At 38.6% G+C, this 18,189-nt stretch carries 16 protein-coding genes, 1 pseudogene and 1 riboswitch; of the genes and pseudogenes, 15 read left to right on the forward strand and 2 right to left on the reverse strand.

The genetic code is table 11. The features are described from left to right. The first annotated feature begins 31 nt into the window (after positions 1-31). The 5 genes and pseudogenes from ACTNB8_RS10960 to ACTNB8_RS10980 all read left to right on the forward strand — a co-directional run bounded on the left by ACTNB8_RS10960 (position 32) and on the right by ACTNB8_RS10980 (position 6,612). Entirely contained in the window at positions 32-1,237 is a 1,206-nt protein-coding gene (locus ACTNB8_RS10960; protein WP_441054628.1) for an ATP-binding protein, read from the forward strand. Positions 1,238-1,416: 179 nt separating this feature from the next. Further along, a complete protein-coding gene (locus tag ACTNB8_RS10965; RefSeq protein ID WP_441054630.1) occupies positions 1,417-1,638 on the forward strand; it encodes a hypothetical protein in 222 nt (73 codons plus the stop codon). Positions 1,639-1,984: 346 nt separating this feature from the next. Further along, positions 1,985-2,060: riboswitch (cyclic di-GMP riboswitch) on the forward strand. An 81-nt stretch (positions 2,061-2,141) separates the two neighbouring features. Beyond that, a complete protein-coding gene (locus tag ACTNB8_RS10970) occupies positions 2,142-2,957 on the forward strand; it encodes a substrate-binding periplasmic protein (protein ID WP_441054631.1) in 816 nt (271 codons plus the stop codon). Beyond that, positions 2,941-5,103 (forward strand): response regulator, encoded by a 2,163-nt coding sequence (locus ACTNB8_RS10975; RefSeq protein ID WP_441054633.1) that lies wholly within the window; start codon positions 2,941-2,943, stop codon positions 5,101-5,103. The genes ACTNB8_RS10970 and ACTNB8_RS10975 overlap by 17 nt, the downstream gene beginning before the upstream one ends. A 9-nt stretch (positions 5,104-5,112) precedes the next feature. Beyond that, positions 5,113-6,612: pseudogene (locus tag ACTNB8_RS10980) on the forward strand (HD domain-containing phosphohydrolase). A 282-nt stretch (positions 6,613-6,894) separates the two neighbouring features. On the opposite strand, the gene ACTNB8_RS10985 reads toward ACTNB8_RS10980, so the two are convergent. Then, positions 6,895-7,920 carry a LacI family DNA-binding transcriptional regulator gene (locus tag ACTNB8_RS10985; protein WP_441054635.1) on the reverse strand — a complete coding sequence of 342 codons (1,026 nt, stop codon included), beginning with the start codon at positions 7,918-7,920 and terminating at the stop codon, positions 6,895-6,897. 225 nt (positions 7,921-8,145) lie between these two features. Here ACTNB8_RS10985 and ACTNB8_RS10990 point away from each other — a divergent pair, with 225 nt between their 5' ends. The 9 genes from ACTNB8_RS10990 to ACTNB8_RS11030 all read left to right on the forward strand — a co-directional run bounded on the left by ACTNB8_RS10990 (position 8,146) and on the right by ACTNB8_RS11030 (position 17,427). Beyond that, positions 8,146-9,084, forward strand: coding sequence for an ABC transporter permease (locus ACTNB8_RS10990; RefSeq protein ID WP_441054637.1), 939 nt, complete (start codon positions 8,146-8,148; stop codon positions 9,082-9,084). Between the two features lie 16 nt (positions 9,085-9,100). Continuing rightward, complete coding sequence (locus ACTNB8_RS10995) at positions 9,101-9,997, forward strand: carbohydrate ABC transporter permease (RefSeq protein ID WP_441054639.1); 897 nt, start codon at positions 9,101-9,103, stop codon at positions 9,995-9,997. 21 nt (positions 9,998-10,018) lie between these two features. Continuing rightward, the gene (locus ACTNB8_RS11000; RefSeq protein ID WP_441054641.1) at positions 10,019-11,698 is read left to right on the forward strand and encodes an ABC transporter substrate-binding protein; all 1,680 of its coding nucleotides are present in this window, start codon (positions 10,019-10,021) and stop codon (positions 11,696-11,698) included. Positions 11,699-11,723: 25 nt separating this feature from the next. Then, positions 11,724-13,208, forward strand: a complete 1,485-nt coding sequence (locus ACTNB8_RS11005) for a glycoside hydrolase family 32 protein (protein WP_441054643.1) — start codon at positions 11,724-11,726, stop codon at positions 13,206-13,208. Between the two features lie 161 nt (positions 13,209-13,369). Beyond that, positions 13,370-14,341 carry a carbohydrate kinase family protein gene (locus tag ACTNB8_RS11010; RefSeq protein ID WP_441054650.1) on the forward strand — a complete coding sequence of 324 codons (972 nt, stop codon included), beginning with the start codon at positions 13,370-13,372 and terminating at the stop codon, positions 14,339-14,341. Between the two features lie 290 nt (positions 14,342-14,631). After that, a complete protein-coding gene (locus ACTNB8_RS11015) occupies positions 14,632-15,732 on the forward strand; it encodes a YibE/F family protein (RefSeq protein WP_441054645.1) in 1,101 nt (366 codons plus the stop codon). A gap of 181 nt (positions 15,733-15,913) precedes the next feature. After that, positions 15,914-16,630 (forward strand): flavodoxin, encoded by a 717-nt coding sequence (locus ACTNB8_RS11020; protein ID WP_288788338.1) that lies wholly within the window; start codon positions 15,914-15,916, stop codon positions 16,628-16,630. A 199-nt stretch (positions 16,631-16,829) separates the two neighbouring features. Further along, positions 16,830-17,210 carry a DUF6664 family protein gene (locus tag ACTNB8_RS11025; RefSeq protein ID WP_441038846.1) on the forward strand — a complete coding sequence of 127 codons (381 nt, stop codon included), beginning with the start codon at positions 16,830-16,832 and terminating at the stop codon, positions 17,208-17,210. After that, positions 17,194-17,427 carry a hypothetical protein gene (locus ACTNB8_RS11030; RefSeq protein WP_288788334.1) on the forward strand — a complete coding sequence of 78 codons (234 nt, stop codon included), beginning with the start codon at positions 17,194-17,196 and terminating at the stop codon, positions 17,425-17,427. The genes ACTNB8_RS11025 and ACTNB8_RS11030 overlap by 17 nt, the downstream gene beginning before the upstream one ends. A 52-nt stretch (positions 17,428-17,479) precedes the next feature. Here ACTNB8_RS11030 and ACTNB8_RS11035 read toward each other — a convergent pair whose 3' ends face one another. Beyond that, positions 17,480-17,731 carry a helix-turn-helix domain-containing protein gene (locus ACTNB8_RS11035; RefSeq protein WP_019162211.1) on the reverse strand — a complete coding sequence of 84 codons (252 nt, stop codon included), beginning with the start codon at positions 17,729-17,731 and terminating at the stop codon, positions 17,480-17,482. Between the two features lie 131 nt (positions 17,732-17,862). Here ACTNB8_RS11035 and ACTNB8_RS11040 point away from each other — a divergent pair, with 131 nt between their 5' ends. Beyond that, the gene (locus tag ACTNB8_RS11040; protein WP_441054647.1) at positions 17,863-18,096 is read left to right on the forward strand and encodes a hypothetical protein; all 234 of its coding nucleotides are present in this window, start codon (positions 17,863-17,865) and stop codon (positions 18,094-18,096) included. Positions 18,097-18,189 lie beyond the last annotated feature (93 nt).

Here is an 18,189-nt window from a genome sequence, read left to right on the forward strand (position 1 = left end):
TATAATTAGTAAAAAAGAAGGGAGCATTATTATGGTTATAGAAAGAAAAGAATATTTAGAAAAACTGATAGCCTGGAAAGATAAGCAATTGATTAAGATTGTTACAGGTGTGCGACGCTGTGGGAAATCTATGCTTCTGGAAATTTATCGTAATTATTTACAAGAACATGGGATTGAGAAAGAACAGATTATTTCTATTAATTTTGAAGATCTTGATTATGAAGAACTGACAGATTACAGGAAATTATATAAATATTTAAAGGAACGTCTGATTGATGGAAAAATGACATATATTTTCCTTGATGAAATTCAGAATGTAACAGATTTTCCGAAAGTGTTAGACAGTCTTTATATTAAAAAAAACATAGATATTTATGTGACCGGTTCCAATGCATATATGTTGTCCAGTGAGATTGCAACTATGATTTCGGGAAGATATATTCAGATTGAAATGCTACCGTTGTCTTTTAAGGAATATATGGAAAGTACTGGCAATATGAATGACAGAGGAATCAAATATGCAGAGTATTTGCAGAATAGTTCATTTCCATTTACACTGGAATTAAAAAATCAGCCGGCTGAAATTAGAGATTATTTGGAAGGAATCTATAATACGATTGTTGTAAAGGATATTATAAGCAGGAAAAAAATCACAGATACTATGATGCTTAAGAGTGTTTTAAGATTTGTGTTTAATAATATAGGAAATCCATTGTCATCAAAAAAAATTGCAGATACGATGACCTCGGAAGGGCGAAAAATTGATACAAAAACGGTGGAAAAATATCTGGAAGCTTTCACCGAGAGCTATATTATATATCAGGCGAAACGTTATAATATAAAGGGAAAACAATATTTAAAAACCCTTGAAAAATATTATATAGTTGATATCGGAATGAGGTATATGCTTTTTGGCTCGAGGCAGGCAGATGCAGGGCATGTTCTGGAAAATATAGTTTATCTGGAATTATTACGTCGAGGGTATGATGTGTATGTTGGAAAAATCGATTCATATGAAGTGGATTTTGTGGCACAGAATAAAAAGGGAACAATATATTTCCAGGTAGCATTGACTGTACGGGATGAAAATACACTTTTGAGAGAATTAAGACCATTACAGGCAATACGAGATCATTATCCAAAGATTATCTTAACAATGGATGAAGATCCAGAAGAACAATATGATGGAATTCGACGTATTAACGCCCGAGACTGGTTATTGGGGATTGCAGATTGAGTAATGTAAATTTATGGTAATAATATCTAAAAACAGACGCTGAATTTTTGGTAAAAATCACTTTTGAAAGAAAAATAAAATAGTTTTATAATAATCATAACGGCGAGTAGCGTAATCATGCAGCAAAGCAAAAAATACGTTACTCGCTTTTATAAAAATATTTTCAGGAGGAAGCGCATATGCATGAGTATGAAATTTTTATTGAGGATATAAATCCATGTGGAGGAGAACAATACAGTAAAAAAACACTGATCGAGGCAGAAGCAGCCAGCCCGGAAGCTTATGTAAAAGAAAACGGAAGATTCCCAATCCTGGAAACCAGCTGTAACGAGAATGGAGACGTTGTAATAGTAACAGGTGATAATAACGGCTCTTTTGTACGATATACATTTACGGAATAAAAGTGCCGGTCAGTAAGGAGCGAGTTTTGTGAATTCAAGAATGCCTCGGCATTCTTGCTGCGAGATGCGATCACAGAGATTTTCCCTGGAGCATTCCCAAAGAACATGTGGAAACTTTTTCGTGACAAACGTAACTATTAGTGATATCATAAAACCATATAAACGAAAATGACTTTTGCAGAAGCAAAAAGAAGTCAGAAGCAGGAGAACAGTTCGAATATATACTTAGACATATATATCAACTGTTCTCTTTTTTTCTTTTCGAATATCAATGCGGTGAAGTTTTGCATACACATAGTGAGATGTTAGAAGATTATAGAATTATCTTTTTGTAAAAGCTGTAATAGAAAATAATCGGCAAAGCAGACGAAAGTCTGTGACGCAAAGCTATAGGGCCTGTAAAATGGCAGCCAGTTGCACGAAATGATGATGTACACTGTCTGCGGGACAGTGTTTTTTTGATTTTAGAATAACTTAAAGTATCTACAGGAGATGTAAGGAAAATGAAAGGGAAAAGAGTGATTGCAGGCATTCTGTTTGCTGGAATTTTAGCAGTCACCCTGGCAGGGTGTAAAAACACAGATAACACGAAAGAAGAAACCGAAAAGCCGGTCATCACGCTCGGGAGTGACAGCTATCCACCATATAATTATCTGAATGAAGATGGTGTACCGACGGGAATCGATGTAGAACTGGCTACAGAAGCTTTCAAAAGAATGGGATATCAGGTGGAGGTTGTCCAGATAGACTGGGAAGAGAAAAAAGAACTGGTGGAGAGCGGGAAAATTGACTGTATCATGGGCTGCTTTTCCATGGAAGGACGCCTTGATGATTATCGCTGGGCAGGACCATACATTGCAAGCCGTCAGGTAGTTGCTGTAAACGAGAGTAGCGACATCTATAAACTGAGTGATCTGGAGGGAAAGAATCTTGCAGTCCAGTCCACAACCAAACCGGAAGGCATTTTTCTGAACCGGACAGATGAGAGGATCCCCAAGCTGGAAAATCTGATCAGTCTTGGACACAGGGAACTGATTTATACGTTTCTGGGGAAAGGATATGTGGATGCAGCTGCCGCACATGAAGAATCTGTCGTACAGTATATGAAAGATTATGATGCAAGCTTCCGTATCCTGGAAGAACCTCTGATGATCACAGGAATAGGAGTTGCTTTTGCAAAAGATGATGATCGGGGAATCTGTGAGCAGATGGACCAGACCCTGGAAGAGATGCGTCAGGATGGTACATCCCTGAAAATTATCGGAAAATATCTGGATGATCCGGAGAAATATCTGGAGGTGGATGATCTTGGATATTAAGAAAAAGACAAAAGAAAAACGGATCCAGTTGGTCGGTGGTCTGATTGGAATTTGTGTGGTAGCAGGCGCTTTGCTTTATTTTTTCCACGCAGAAAAAGTGGAAGCAGAGAAAAGAATGGTGGAGATTGTAAACTATGTGAAAGTGCAGTGTTCAACCTATACCCATTATAATGAATCTTCAGAATCCAAAAGTCTTCTCCGTGCCATTGAAAGTGCCAGACAGATGAGTACAAATATTAACATGGAAACAGAAAACGGAAGTCAGTTAAGCCGGGATTTCCTAAAAGAAAATCTTCAGACTCTCTGGGTGGATGGTATCCTTGTACTGGATGCAGAGGGAAAGATGGACTGTGAATATAGCATGGATGAGTCTCTGACCAATGAGATTACGGAGTATCTGCAAAGAGATATTATCATGGATTTCAGTGGCTATGAAGAAAGAAGCTATTCGGAACGGTTTACCAGGGAAGACGGATCACATATCGACATTGCAGCCTGTGCCAGAAAAGATGCACCGGGTATCGTTGCAATTTACTATTATACATCCCCCGAATTTGCCAGAAACTATACCTTGACGATACAGACTCTTTTAAATGGCTATAGTACTCAGAAGGATGGAACGATTATTGTTGCAGATAATGGGATTGTTGTTGCCAGCAATGATGAGAGTCTGCTGGGACAGAATACAGCCGACAATGAAGTTGTTCAGGCAATGAAAAAGCATACAGACAGTCAGCATATCTATCATTTGAGGAAGGAAGGAACCGGATGTTATGGAATCATGCTGAAGCAGCGGGATTATTATATTTATGCATATCTTCCGGATACAGAAGTATTTCATAACCTTCCATTGAGTGTAGCAGGGGTTATTTTTCTTTATTTCCTGATATTCAGTATATTCTGGTTCTGGACATATAAAACAAATCTGACACACCGGAAACTGGAACAGGAAAAAGATGAAAAATATAAAGCAGAACTTCTGATAGCAGCAAAAAAGGCAGAAGCCGCCAATGAGGCAAAAACCGAGTTTCTTCAGCGAATGAGCCATGATATCCGGACTCCAATCAATGGAATCTGCGGCATGGTCAATATGGCAGATCATTATGCAGACGATATGGAGAAACAGACGGAATACAGAACAAAGATTAAAGAGGCCTCCAATCTGTTGCTGGAACTGGTAAATGATGTCCTGGACATGAGTAAGCTTGAGTTAGGTGAAATCGTTCTGGAAGAGATCCCATTTAATCTGAGCAGTATTTCCAGGGAAATATTTGTTGTGATCGAGCAGATGGCTGCAGAACAGAATATCCGGATCGCGTGGGAGAGAAAAGAAATCACACACCGGAATTTTATTGGAAGTCCGGGGTATGTGAAACGTGTGATGATGAATATCCTGTCGAATGCGGTGAAATATAACAGAGAAAACGGACATATCTATATCAGCTGCATGGAAATTCCATCTGAACAGCCAGGAATGACAACAATGGAGTTTGTCTGTCGTGATACAGGAATCGGAATGACTGAGGAGTTCCAGAAATGTGTGTTTGAACTATTTGCACAGGAACATACAGGAAGCCGCACAAAATTTGCAGGAACAGGCCTGGGAATGGCGATCGCAAAGAATCTGGTCGAGAAAATGAGTGGAAGCATTACCTTTGAAAGTGAAGAAGGCGTAGGGACGACATTTGTGATCCGGGTTCCGTTCCGGATTGATACAGACAGGGACAGCAGAGCTGAAACTGGAGAAAAAACAGAAGTTTCCATTCGCGGGCTGCATATTCTTCTGGTGGAAGATAATGAACTGAACATGGAAATCGCTGAATTTGTGATTCAGAATGAAGGCGCTGAGGTGACTAAAGCATGGAATGGACAGGAAGCTGTTGAGTTATTCAGAAAAAGTGAACCAGGTGAGTTTGATGTTATTCTTATGGACATTATGATGCCGGTCATGAATGGTTATGAGGCAACAAAAACGATCCGTTCTGTGGACAGAGAGGATGCAAAGACAATACCGATCATTGCAATGACAGCAAATGCATTCACGGAAGACAGGCTGAAAGCTAAAGAAGCGGGAATGAATGAGCATATTACCAAGCCTGTTAATGCAGAATTACTGGTAAAGGTAATTCATAAATTGGTGGGGTGATGAAATAATATGGACAAAAAACAAAAAATACTGATTGTAGATGATGCGGAATTAAACAGGGAAATATTGAAGGAGATTCTCGGAGAAACTTATAATTATCTGGAAGCTGAAAATGGAAAACAGGCAATCCAGATCATGGGAGATAATCTAGGAATTGATCTGATGCTTTTAGATATCAATATGCCACAGATGAATGGTTTTGAAGTTTTGAAATGGATGAATTAAAGTCAGTGTATCGATGAAACTCCGGTAATTATGATCTCTTCTGAAGATGCTGTTGATACTATGCGTGAAGCATATGAGATGGGAATCACAGATTATATCTCACGACCGTTTGACTCTGTTATTGTAAAGAAAAGAGTTCAGAATACGCTGAGCCTTTATGCAAACCAAAAGCATCTGATCAATGCAGTTTATGATCAGGTTTACGAAAAAGAAGAAAATAATAATATCATGATCAGGATTTTGAGTAATATATTGGGATCCCGTAACAGCGAGAGCAGCGAACATATTCTACATATCCGGACAGTGACGGAAATACTGCTGAGAAAACTGGTAAAAATAACAGATGCTTATCCTATGACAGAGACAGATATTTCTTTAATTACAACTGCTTCCTCCCTTCATGACATTGGTAAAATTCGTATTCCGGAAGAAATACTGAATAAACCGGGCAGGCTGACCGATGAAGAATTCAAGATCATGAAAACTCACAGTGAGATTGGCGCAGATATAATCCAGAATATGCATTTTCCAAAAGACAATCCATTAGTACGTGCTTCGTGGGAAATCTGCAGATGGCATCATGAAAGATGGGATGGAAAAGGATATCCGGATGGCCTGAAAGGAGAAGAAATACCAATCTCTGCACAGGTGGTATCGATCGCCGATGTTTATGATGCACTTACAAGTGAAAGATGTTATAAGAAAGCATTTGATCATGACACAGCGATTCAAATGATCCTGGATGGGCAATGCGGACAATTTAATCCCATCCTGCTTAAATGTTTGAAAGAACTGAGTCCTCAGTTTTCAAAAATGCTGGATAAAGAGATGGCTGAAAACAGCTATTACCATGAAGTACAGAGACTTTCGAATGAAATACTCAGCGACAGATCTTTACCGAACCAAAACTATTCACAGAGTGTTGTCAGGATCATGCAGGAAAAGATTGATTTCTTTAAATCAAACAGTGGCATGAATTCGATTGATTACAATGCAATTTCAGGTCAATTAGCTATTCTGAAAGAAAAACAGCAGATATTATGTCAGAGAGATAATCCGAAATTTGATCTGTTCAAAGAATTCGGAGTTAATGAAGAAGATGTTCAACATATTCAGGTTTTGTTACATCAGACATCTGTGCAAAATAAAGAAATCTCAGTGCAGATAAAAGCGATGGTAGGAAATGACAGTCAGATATATAAACTGAAACTGCACACGTTGTGGTCGCCGTTGAAGAAGGAGGGATACATAGGAATCGTTGGATATTTTGATATTGTAAAATAGAAAAATACAAAAGAAACTCGAGGATGTACAGGCTGCTTTGAATGCCGGAATGGATGACCATGTGGCGAAGCCGGTTGATATGGAGATTTTAACATCTGTCATCACAAAATATATAGAACAACGATGCATTTGTTAAAAAATGGAATCAGGATTGTGCATCTGGCAGATTCTGGTGTTGGTGGTAGCAGACAGTGTTTTTAACCGAACCAAGTAAGACCCCTGCTTCAATTGCGAAAAGCAATAAGCAGTGGGTGGGGACTTGCTTGTATCAGGAAAAATAAACTATTGTGTTGTACTACGGCGGATCAATACAGGTGTGATTTGTTTGTGGATGGGTTCGCCCAATGGTTTGGGAGCACGTTTTTTCTGTTCATCCATCTGCCGGACCAGAAGATCCATGGCAGTTTTTGCAATTACATCAATCTGCTGACCAACGGTTGTGATTGGAAGGATTGCCTCGCTGGCAATCGGAGAATTGTCAAATCCAACAATCTCATAAGTTGAAGGAAATGTTCCGTGTTTTTGGAAAATTAAATTCAGAAACATATTGGCATAGGTATCATTCGCAAGAAAGATACCTTTTTTTTGATCAGGGTATTTGGCTTCTATCTTATCGAAAATCTCCCGAATCACATTTAAAATCTCATGATAAGACTCACCTTCTACACTCAGATCGATATCATATGGAACATGATATTCTTCACAAGTTTCTTTAAAAGCCCGGATTCGGTCATAAGCAGGGGTGGATTTATCCACATTGACATTTATATGAATTAATATGTCACATTTATCCCGGATCAACAGAGAAGTAGCCTGAAGTGCTCCCATATAGTTATCAGTATTGACGCTGCTGATATGTTCTGCTTCACGTTCAATTGCGATAACAGGAATCTGATAGGAAGCGAGCTTTTCGGATGGAAGCGTGTGACTTAAAACAATCAGTCCCTCAATCTGATAAGATAGAAGCTCTTCAATATATTGTTGCTCTTCTTCAGCCCCATGTTCGCTGGCGAAAACAAGAAATTTATAATGATAATCTCTGTAGCTGGAAAGAAATTGTGCCAGCATCTCAGAATAATAGTGCAGGTAGAGGTTTGGAACAATGATTCCGATAAATTCACTTTTTCCATTCGCCAGGACCTTTGCCAGCTTATTCTTTTTATATCCAAGTATGTCAAGAGCCTGTGAAATCTTTTCCTGATTTTCTAAGGTAAGAGAATCAGGATGATTGAAGTATCTTGATATTGTAGTCTTTGAAAAATTTGTGTATTCTGCAATATCCGCAAAAGTTACTTGTTTTTTACTCATAAAAGTTGAATCTCCTTCAATATGACGGCTGATGGTTAATAATATCTTTTAGTATAGCAATTCTCATGGAAAAACACAATGCTAAAATAACCGATTACGTAACCGGTTATTTTAGTATATAAAAGTATTGACAGAAAGAGATGAATATAGTAATATCAAACTATAAAGTAACCGGTTACTTAACCGGTTTTGTTCGAAGAGTTAAGGGAATGGAGGAAGTAATGCATGAAAAGAATGCAAAACCAAACAAAGTCTGTAAGCAAGCGAACCTGGAGAGAAAAGATGACTTATGTGAAGAAAAACTGGCAGTTATATCTTTTCTTCCTGATGCCGGGACTTTTGCTGACAATTATTTTTAAGTATTTACCGATGGGCGGTCTTCTGATTGCCTTTGAAGACTACAATGTAATCAAAGGAGTTCTTGGAAGTCCCTGGGTTGGACTTGAGTATTTCAGACGATTTTTATCTTCACCAGATTTCATGAACTATCTGATGAATACATTAAAAGTGAGTATCTACGGATTGCTGTGGGGATTCCCGGTTCCGATTATTCTTGCATTGCTTCTGAATCGTATCCAAAAGACAGGAATCAAGAAGAAAGTTCAGCTTTTGATCTATATGCCGAACTTTATTTCCGTTATTGTACTTTGTGGTATGGTTCGTATGCTTTTATCGCCTGTAGGACCGCTGAATAAAGTACTCGGAATCAGCACAAACTGGATGACAATGCCTACCGCATTTCGAACAATCTATATTGCAAGTGGAATCTGGCAGACGGCAGGATGGGCATCTATCATGTACACAGCAGCATTGGCGAATGCCAGCAAAGAGCTGGAAGAAGCAGCCATCATGGATGGAGCGAATCTTCTGCAGCAAATCTGGTATGTAGAGTTGCCTGCAATTAAAAATATTATTGTAATTCAGTTTATTTTACAGGCCGGAAATATTATGAGTATAGGTTTCGAAAAAGCTTATGCGTTACAGACAGATATGAACCTGCCGGCATCGGAAATCCTGTCTACATATGTATATCGTATCGGACTATTAAATGGAGATTATGGATACTCTACAGCAGTAGGTCTTTTCAATTCTGTTGTAAATGTTATCTTGCTGATTTTTGTAAACTGGGTTGTTAAGAAAATGAATGATGGAGAAGGATTATAGGAAAGAGGGAGAAAAGATGGAAATAAAAAAGAAGAGAAAATATTCAAGGACAGACAGAATAATCCTTGGAATCGGATTTACCATTCTTGGTTTATTCGTCCTTTCTATAGCGATACCGATTGCTTATGTGGTACTTGCATCCTTTATGGATCCGACTGTTTTGAATAACCAGGGATTGAGTTTTAATATTAAGGACTGGACATTAGATGCCTATCGAAGAGTATTAGAGAATGAAATGATCTGGCGTGGATTTTTAAATTCTTTCCTGTATTCACTTGCATTCACAATTATTTCCGTTTTTGTGACATTGCTGGCAGCGTATCCGATGTCAAAAAAAGAATTTGTAGGAAGAAAATTTTTCAATATAATTTTCCTGATCACAATGTTTTTTGGCGGAGGAATGATTCCTACATTCATTTTGATCAATCAGCTGCACATGGTTAATACGGTGTGGGCAATCCTGATTCCGGGGGCATTTAATGTATGGAATATGATTCTCGCAAGAACTTATTATCAGTCAATTCCGACAGAATTAAGAGAAGCATCTGCGATCGACGGGGCGAATGAGGTCCAGCATTTCTTTAAAATTATGATTCCGGTATGTAAGCCGATTATTGCAGTTCTGGCGCTCTGGTCTTTCGTTGGAATGTGGAACAGTTATTTCGATGCAATGATTTATTTGAATGATGCAAATCTGCAGCCATTGCAGTTAGTGCTCCGTTCTATCCTGGTACAGAATACACCACAGCCGGGAATGATCGCCGATATTCAGAGTACGGCAGAAATGGCAAAAATAGCAGAACAGCTTAAATATGCAACCATTGTAGTATCAAGTTTACCACTGTTAGTAATGTACCCATTCTTCCAGAAATATTTTGATAAAGGAATTATGGTCGGATCGGTAAAAGGCTAATAAGAAAGGAACGATACAGATATGAAGAAAAGAAAAGTAAATACATTACTTGCAATTGGACTATCCCTGACGATGATGGTGGGAATTGCAGGATGTGGAAAAGAGCAGCGGCTTGCAGCTGAAATTGATCCGGATACACCTGTATCGGAAGTGCAGTTTCCATTGAAGGAAACCGCAGAACTTTCCTTTATTACAAGTGCACCGGCTACATCAACACAGGAGCCAAATGAACGAGTGATCTTTCAGAGAATGGAAGAGCAGACGAATGTTCATATTGACTGGACTTGTTTTGTATCGGATCAGTTTTCTGATAAGAAAAACCTGGCACTTGCCCAGTTTGGAAATCTGCCGGACGGATTATTCAATGCCGGAATGAGTGATTATGATTTATTACGTTATGCAAAGCAGGGTATCATTATTCCATTGGAAAATCTGATAGATAAATATATGCCGAATTTGCAGGCGGTATTTGAAAAATATCCAGAATATAGGACAATGTGTACAGCACCAGATGGACATATTTATTCATTTCCATGGATTGAGCAGCTGGGAGCTGGGAAAGAAGCCATTCAGGCAATCGGAGATATACCGTATATCAATAAAAAATGGCTGGATTATCTTGGCCTTGAGATTCCGACAACAACAGATGAACTGGAACAGGTATTAATTCAATTCCGTGATCATGCAGATGAACTTGAAAAAGAATTTTCCATTGAAGGTGATGTAATCCCAATGTCATTTATCATAAATAATGGAGATCAGGATCCTGCAATTTTGATCAATGGATTTGGAGAAGGTTATGGAGATACAGGGGATCATTTCGCTGTAACGGATGAAGGAAAAGTTATTTACACATCGGTTCAGGAGGGTTATAAAGAAGGTATTGAATGGTTACATCAGCTTGTAACAGAGAATCTGGTCGACCCGGAAGCATTTACACAAGAGTGGTCCACCTATGTGGCAAAAGGAAAGAATCATAGATATGGTCTCTGCTTTACATGGGATATTGCAAATATTGATAACAATGAAGATTATGTTATGCTGCCGGCTTTGACAGGGCCGGATGGAATGAGAAATATCACAAGACAGAACAACAGCGAAACAAGCGGATTCGATCGTGGAAGATGTGTCCTTACATCCAGCTGTCATGACACAGCACTTGCTGCCGCATGGATCGATCAGATGTATGCACCCCTTCAGTCACCACAGAATAACTGGGGAACTTATGGAGAAAAGGATTCTTTTAACATTTTTGAACTGTCCAAGAATAAAGATGGCGGAGAAATGCTGAAACACATGGATCTTGGAACTCAGTCGCCGGTAGAAGTACGTGAGGCACAATCTGTAAATGGTCCGCTTGCAGTACTGAATGAATATTATGATGTATATGTGACACAGCCAGAAGATGCAAAATGGCGTTTGGACAATATGCATGAAACTTATCTACAGGATATGAACAGCAAGTATGTTTATCCAAACGTCTTTATGAGCATTGATGATACCAATAAAGTATCTCAGTACGATACAGATATTAAAAAATATGCAGAGCAGAAGAAAGCAGACTGGATCCTGAATGGCGGAATTGAAAAAGAGTGGGATTCCTATCTGAAGAAAATGGAACAGTATGGACTTTCTGATTATCTTTCAATTAAACAGAAATATTTTGATCAGTATCAGAAGTCATTGAGTGAAGAAAAATAACGATACGAACAACAGGAGAATTTGCATGAGCGAGATGTTAGAAAAGGCTAGAAAATATGAAGATGAACAGGGAAAGCAGATAAAAGCAGAAGATAGACCGGCTTTTCATGTGAGTCCATATGTCGGATGGATGAATGATCCGAATGGTTTTTCATACTATCAGGGAGAGTACCATTTATTTTATCAGTATAATCCATATGGTACACATTGGGACAGTATGCATTGGGGGCATGTGGTTAGTAAAGATCTGCTTCACTGGAAATATCTTCCGGCAGCTTTGGCACCGGATGAAGATTATGATAAGATCGGATGCTTTTCAGGAAGTGCAACAGAGTTAGAAGACGGCAGACAACTGCTCATCTATACTGCAGTGGATCAGGAGAAAATGGAAGATGGAACTGTAAGGGATATTCAGACACAGGCAGTAGCTGTTGGCGATGGAAAAGATTATAAGAAATATGAGAAGAATCCGGTTCTGACAGCCAAAGATCTTCCGGAAGGTGCAAGTAAAGTGGATTTCCGTGATCCAAAGATCTGGAAAGGAAAAGACAGGAATTTCTATTGTGTTATCGGAAGCAGACCGGCAGACGGAAGTGGACAGATTCTTCTTTATAGAAGCAAGGACGGATTTGAGTGGGAATTTGTTAGCATCCTTGCAGAAAACAAGAAACGTTTTGGAAAGATGTGGGAATGTCCGGACTTTTTCGAATTAGATGGAAAACATGTTCTTCTGACAAGTCCACAGGACATGTTGCCGGAAGGTCTGGAGTTCCATAATGGAAATGGGACATTATGTATCATCGGAGAGATGGATCCGGAGACACATACCTTAAAAGAAGAGACAGTACAAAGTGTCGATTATGGAATGGATTATTATGCAATGCAGACTTTGCTTGCACCGGATGGCCGCAGAATTATGATTGCCTGGATGCAGAACTGGGATACGACTGCTCATCGTTGTAACAACTCAAAATGGTTTGCACAAATGAGTCTGCCGAGAGAATTGTCTGTGAAAAACGGAAGACTTTATCAGACTCCGATCAAAGAACTCGATGCAATGCGTAAAGACAGAGTTGAGTACAACGATGTAGTAATTGATAATGATGCAATCACATTAGACAAAATCGAAGGACGAACCATAGATATGGAACTTGTGATACGTCCGGAAGATAAAGAAAATGTGTATAAGAAATTTGTATTACGTTTTGCACAGGATGAGAAGTTTCATACAGAATTAAGTTTCCGCCCGGATGAATCTGTCCTGAAAATTGACAGAAAATTTTCAGGAACTGAACGAGCATTAGTTCATCAGAGAAGGTGTCTGGTAAATGGAGATGCCGATGAATTAAAGCTTCGTGTGATTTTGGATAGATTTAGCGCAGAGATATTTATTAATGATGGCGAGCAGGTTATATCGACTGTCATATTTACAGAACAAGAGGCAAAAGGAATTTCATTCTTTGCTGAAGGTGCAGCTAAAATAGATGTAGTGAAATACGATCTGGTTTAGGACATATACGATAAAACTTACATGGAGTTTGAAGACACATGGATAATGATAGGGGGATTCCTAAAACAGGAATCCCTCTTTGCAGTACAGATGGTGTATGAAAAAATAAGAATCTTATGAAAAAAAGCAATGTCATTTTTGGTGGCAGAATGGAGAATATGATGAAAAAATATGATGTAGTGGCACTCGGAGAATTGTTAATTGATTTCACAGAAAACGGAAAAAGTAATCAGGGAAATCCGCTTTTTGAGGCAAATCCGGGAGGAGCACCATGCAATGTACTTGCAATGCTGACGAAACTCGGACATAAGACGGCATTTATCGGAAAAGTAGGTGAAGACTTTTTCGGAGAACAGCTGAGAGATGCAATAACAGAAGTAGGGATTGATGCAAAAGGATTATGTACAGACAAGGAAATCCATACAACACTTGCTATGGTACATACTTATCCGGATGGAGACAGAGATTTTTCGTTTTATCGTAACCCGGGAGCAGATATGATGCTGAACAAAGAAGAAATTTGTGAAGACATTATTAAAGACATCATTAAAGACACGAAAATCTTCCATTTTGGAACATTATCCATGACACATGAAGGGGTACGAGAAGCAACAAAAGAAGCAATTCGTATTGCAGAAGAATCCGGTGCGATTGTTTCTTTCGATCCGAACTTACGTCCACCTCTTTGGAATTCTTTAGATGAAGCAAAGGAACAGGTATTATATGGCCTTAAGCATTGTCATATTCTGAAAATCTCGGATAACGAAATTCAGTGGCTGACAGGAGAAGAAGACTACACTGCGGGGGTAAACTGGATTAGAGAAAGATATCAGATTCCGCTGATCCTTGTATCTATGGGTAAAGAAGGAAGTCGTGCATACTATAACGGAACGATGGTAGAAGTAAAACCGTTCCTTCAGAAAAATACAATTGAGACGACAGGCGCAGGAGATACATTTTGTGGTTGTGTATTACATTATATCTGTGAACACGGAATGGAAGGTTTAGAGGAAGAAAACCTGAAGGAAATGCTGACTTTTGCAAATGCGGCAGCATCTGTGATTACAACAAGAAAAGGGGCACTGCGTGTAATGCCAACCAGAGATGAAATTCAGAATCTGCAGAAAAATTGACAGGTAAAATTGTAGGATTAGAAGCAGATTTATAAGTGTCACAAAATAATTAGCACTCACCTCCTGATAATGGAAGTCGATTTTTGTCCTGTCTTTGGGGAATCACTAAAGTCTGACAAGTTGTTCTTTTCTGTATTATTTGTCATTGTATGCCTCCATTCGAAAAAAAGAATTCTTGCATAAAAACGCAAATTACTCGCAAATTATATTGACCAATACCGAATAAAAGTGTACAATGCGATATTGGCAAGGAACAGTAACGGTTAATCTGTAAGGAGAAAATAAATTCGATGAAATTTTGTTTATCTCATAAAAAATATCTTTTAGCAGGCATTTATATTATCTGCATCATATTTACCTGCTTTAATGCCAGATTTTACCATACTCCTCTGGCAAAGATATGTTCTGTATCAGAAAAGGAAACGATGAGCAGAGAGGGAACCAGAGGCGCAGAAGAACATTACTATACTCAGGAAATTACAGCCCGGATATTGAACGGTGCATATAAAGGTAAAGAAGTTGCGCTTTCTAACGAATACACTTCTTCACAGGTTCAGACGCAGAAATATCATAAAGGAGACACGGTTCTTCTGAATGGGTCAAAAGACAGACCTGGGAGAACCATACGTTCTGTAAAACGCGACATTTATCTGGTTATACTGGGCGGTGCTCTGGCTTTTTTTCTGATCTTTATTACGGGGAAACAGGGATTTTATTCGATTGTATCAGTGGTATTGAATACAGTGATATTTATGTATGGATTTCATTTTTTGGAAGATGGAAAGAATATTCTGAAGATATGTAATGTAATCGTACTTCTTTTTTCACTGACTACATTAATTTGCCTGAATGGAATCCACAGGAAAACATGGGCCTCTGTTCTTTCGACTCTTTGTGTCCTTTTTCTGATTATGACATTGTTTGATTTTTCCACTCACAGGTATGGAGATTTGGATTATTCTAACCTGGAATATCTTGGAAGTATGAGTAATTCAGCGGATATATTCTGGATGGATATTATGCTGACAGGGCTTGGAGCGATTATGGATGTAACAGTAACCATCAGTGCGGCGACAGGCGAAATTGTTCGCAAAAATCCATCGGTTTCTATAAGAAAGCTGATACATTCGGGAAGGGAAATTGGATATGATATTATGGGAACCATGATAAATGTACTGTTGTTTGTTCTGGCAAGTGGCATGATTCCAATGTTTATACTTAAAATGAATAATGAGATCAGATTTATAACGCTTGTAAGATACCACATTTCATATGATATCTGCCGTTTCCTGATAGAAAGTATTGGAATAGTACTGGCAATACCGGTATCTGTTTTGATTGCTTCGATTATTATGAAAATACCATCACTGAAAAGGGGTGGAAAAAAATGATTCTTTTTCTTGCATTAGTGCTTTTTTTTCTGATGATTATAAAATGGAGTATAGTTTATAGTAGTGTATAGCGTGTATCAAGTTATAATTATGAGGTTGAAAACTACGGTATACACAGATAATGCAGAAAAATGTGTATCACGTTTATATAGAGAATAACGTAGAAAAGGAGATGCTGAAAATGAGGAAACACATAAGTTGGATGTTACTTGCCGTTTGTATATTAGCAGGAGTTTTACTGACAGGATGCGGATCGAATAAATCAGATAATCAGAGCAGTGAAACCGCACAGAATACAGAGACTGAACAGGAGAGTTCAGCAACAGAAAATTCTGATGAAGCAGAAACAACAGCAGCAGTGACAGAAGCGGAAGCAACAGGAACACCTGCACAGGATGGCACAGAAAAAACAGGTAAAGTACTGGTTGTATATTACTCCGCAACAGGAAGTACAAAAGCAGTCGCAAATTATATTGCAGATACAACAGGTGGAGATTTATTTGAGCTGGAGCCTGTAGAGCCTTATACAGATGAGGATCTTGACTGGACAAATGACGACAGCCGAGTATCAAGAGAGCATGACGATGAGAGCCTGAGAGATGTAGATCTGGTTTCTACGACAGTTGATAATTTCGGTGAGTACACGGAGCTTGTCCTCTGTTACCCCATCTGGTGGTCAGTTTCAGCGTGGCCAGTAAACCAGTTTGTTAAAAGTAATGATTTTACAGGAAAAACGATAATTCCTGTATGTACATCAGCTTCCTCTGGAATTGGAGACAGCGGAAAACTTTTAGAGGAAATGGCAGGAACCGGAGACTGGCAGGAAGGAAAGAGATTTTCTTCTAATGCATCAGAAGAAGAGGTTCAGGACTGGGTAAAAAGTTTGAATCTGAACTAAATATAAAGAATGCTATGAGCAGCAGGAACAACGATAAAAAGTCGAGATTCCTGTTGCTTTTCTAATATTTGGTAACAATAGGCTGGTTGCACAGTATCTGCCCGGTCATTTCAGTAGATCTGCTGAATAGCTTTCTCCCGGAAGTGTGGTATAGTCTTGTGCTTGGAACAGAAAAACTACACAGAAGGGAGAAAACAATATGACAGTACAGCCAGATATCATCTGGAACGAACAATGTCTGGGGATACGGATAGGAGAACAGGTATGTATCTATCTGAAAAAGCATAATGCGGAATACCAGAGAATGCAAAAGAAAATACTGGAATTTATAGAAAAGTATCCAGTGATAGAAACATTTATGGAGACGAATCAGTCAATCAGCCTAACGGAAGAAGAGCATAAGGCAGTACATCGATATTTCCAACTGGAGAGCGAAAAGGAAATGATAGAAGAAGAGTACCATTTTTATATGGGACAGGCTCAAATGATTTCTTATGGAGCTATGCTGGGGAAAATAAAAAAAGCAATACTGGGAAAGCACACAGAAACTGCTAGAGTTGCTGATGGATACCTGGATTGATGAGATAGAAGAACAGCTGAAAGAAAATGTAGCGTACCAGGAAATGCTGGAAAAAATATCAAAATATGAAGAACAGGTTCAGACAATGGGATTATCAAAAGAAAAGCGAAAAACGATAGACGCATATGTTACTGAAGTCAGTGAAAGATGGATATTATATGCGGAATCTTTATATCAGGCCGGTATGCAGAAAATCTTAGAACTACTGAATCTGTAATAAGGACGAATAAAATGGGGAAGCACGAAAAGAACTTCCCCATTTGTCACTTCTATTCGTCTTTGCCATCAATGAGAAATATGTATGAAACCTGAAAGATTTCAGCAATGGCTTTTAATTCAAGATCAGTGACATAACGCTTGTTTGTTTCGATTCTGGTGATTACATTTTTATCCATATCGTAACCAGCTAACTGGAGTTTATAGGCAAGATCACGCTGAGACATATTGTGAGTCCTGCGAAGCTCAATCAACCGTTGGCTGATCAGATTCTTTTCACCAGACTGTGTCCTTGGCTTTGGCATTTTAAATCTCTTCCTCTCTGGTAAAAGGATGGCTTGTCTCACTTTTTGCACCATCTGTATTGATTTTAACGATTGGACAAGGTAGAATCGGTTGTAAAAGTGAGACAAAGCAGAAGAGAAGGGAGAAATATATGGAGCAGGCAAAGATAGAACAGCTTGCATTTTTATATCTATGCAGCGAGCATGATAAAAGGTTATTGCTGAAAAAAGAAAAAATGCCGTTAGCTGATTTTGACAGGTTGACCTATTTGATTTATCATTTGGGTTTTAAGGAATATCATATAAAAGTATGGATGGAATTTGCCGGAAACTTCAAAAAGGAATGGGCTTGCCTGGAAGCACTTCAGTGTTGTCCGGCAAATTAAATGATGTCCCATACGGCAGATTATTTCGCACCGATTTTGGATTTCTACAGATGTGTCAGTCACTTTAAAAGTAACTGTTTCTGCGAATTGTTT

Source organism: Blautia sp. HCP28S3_G10, assembly GCF_052065235.1.
In the GTDB taxonomy this organism is placed as follows: domain Bacteria; phylum Bacillota; class Clostridia; order Lachnospirales; family Lachnospiraceae; genus Blautia_A.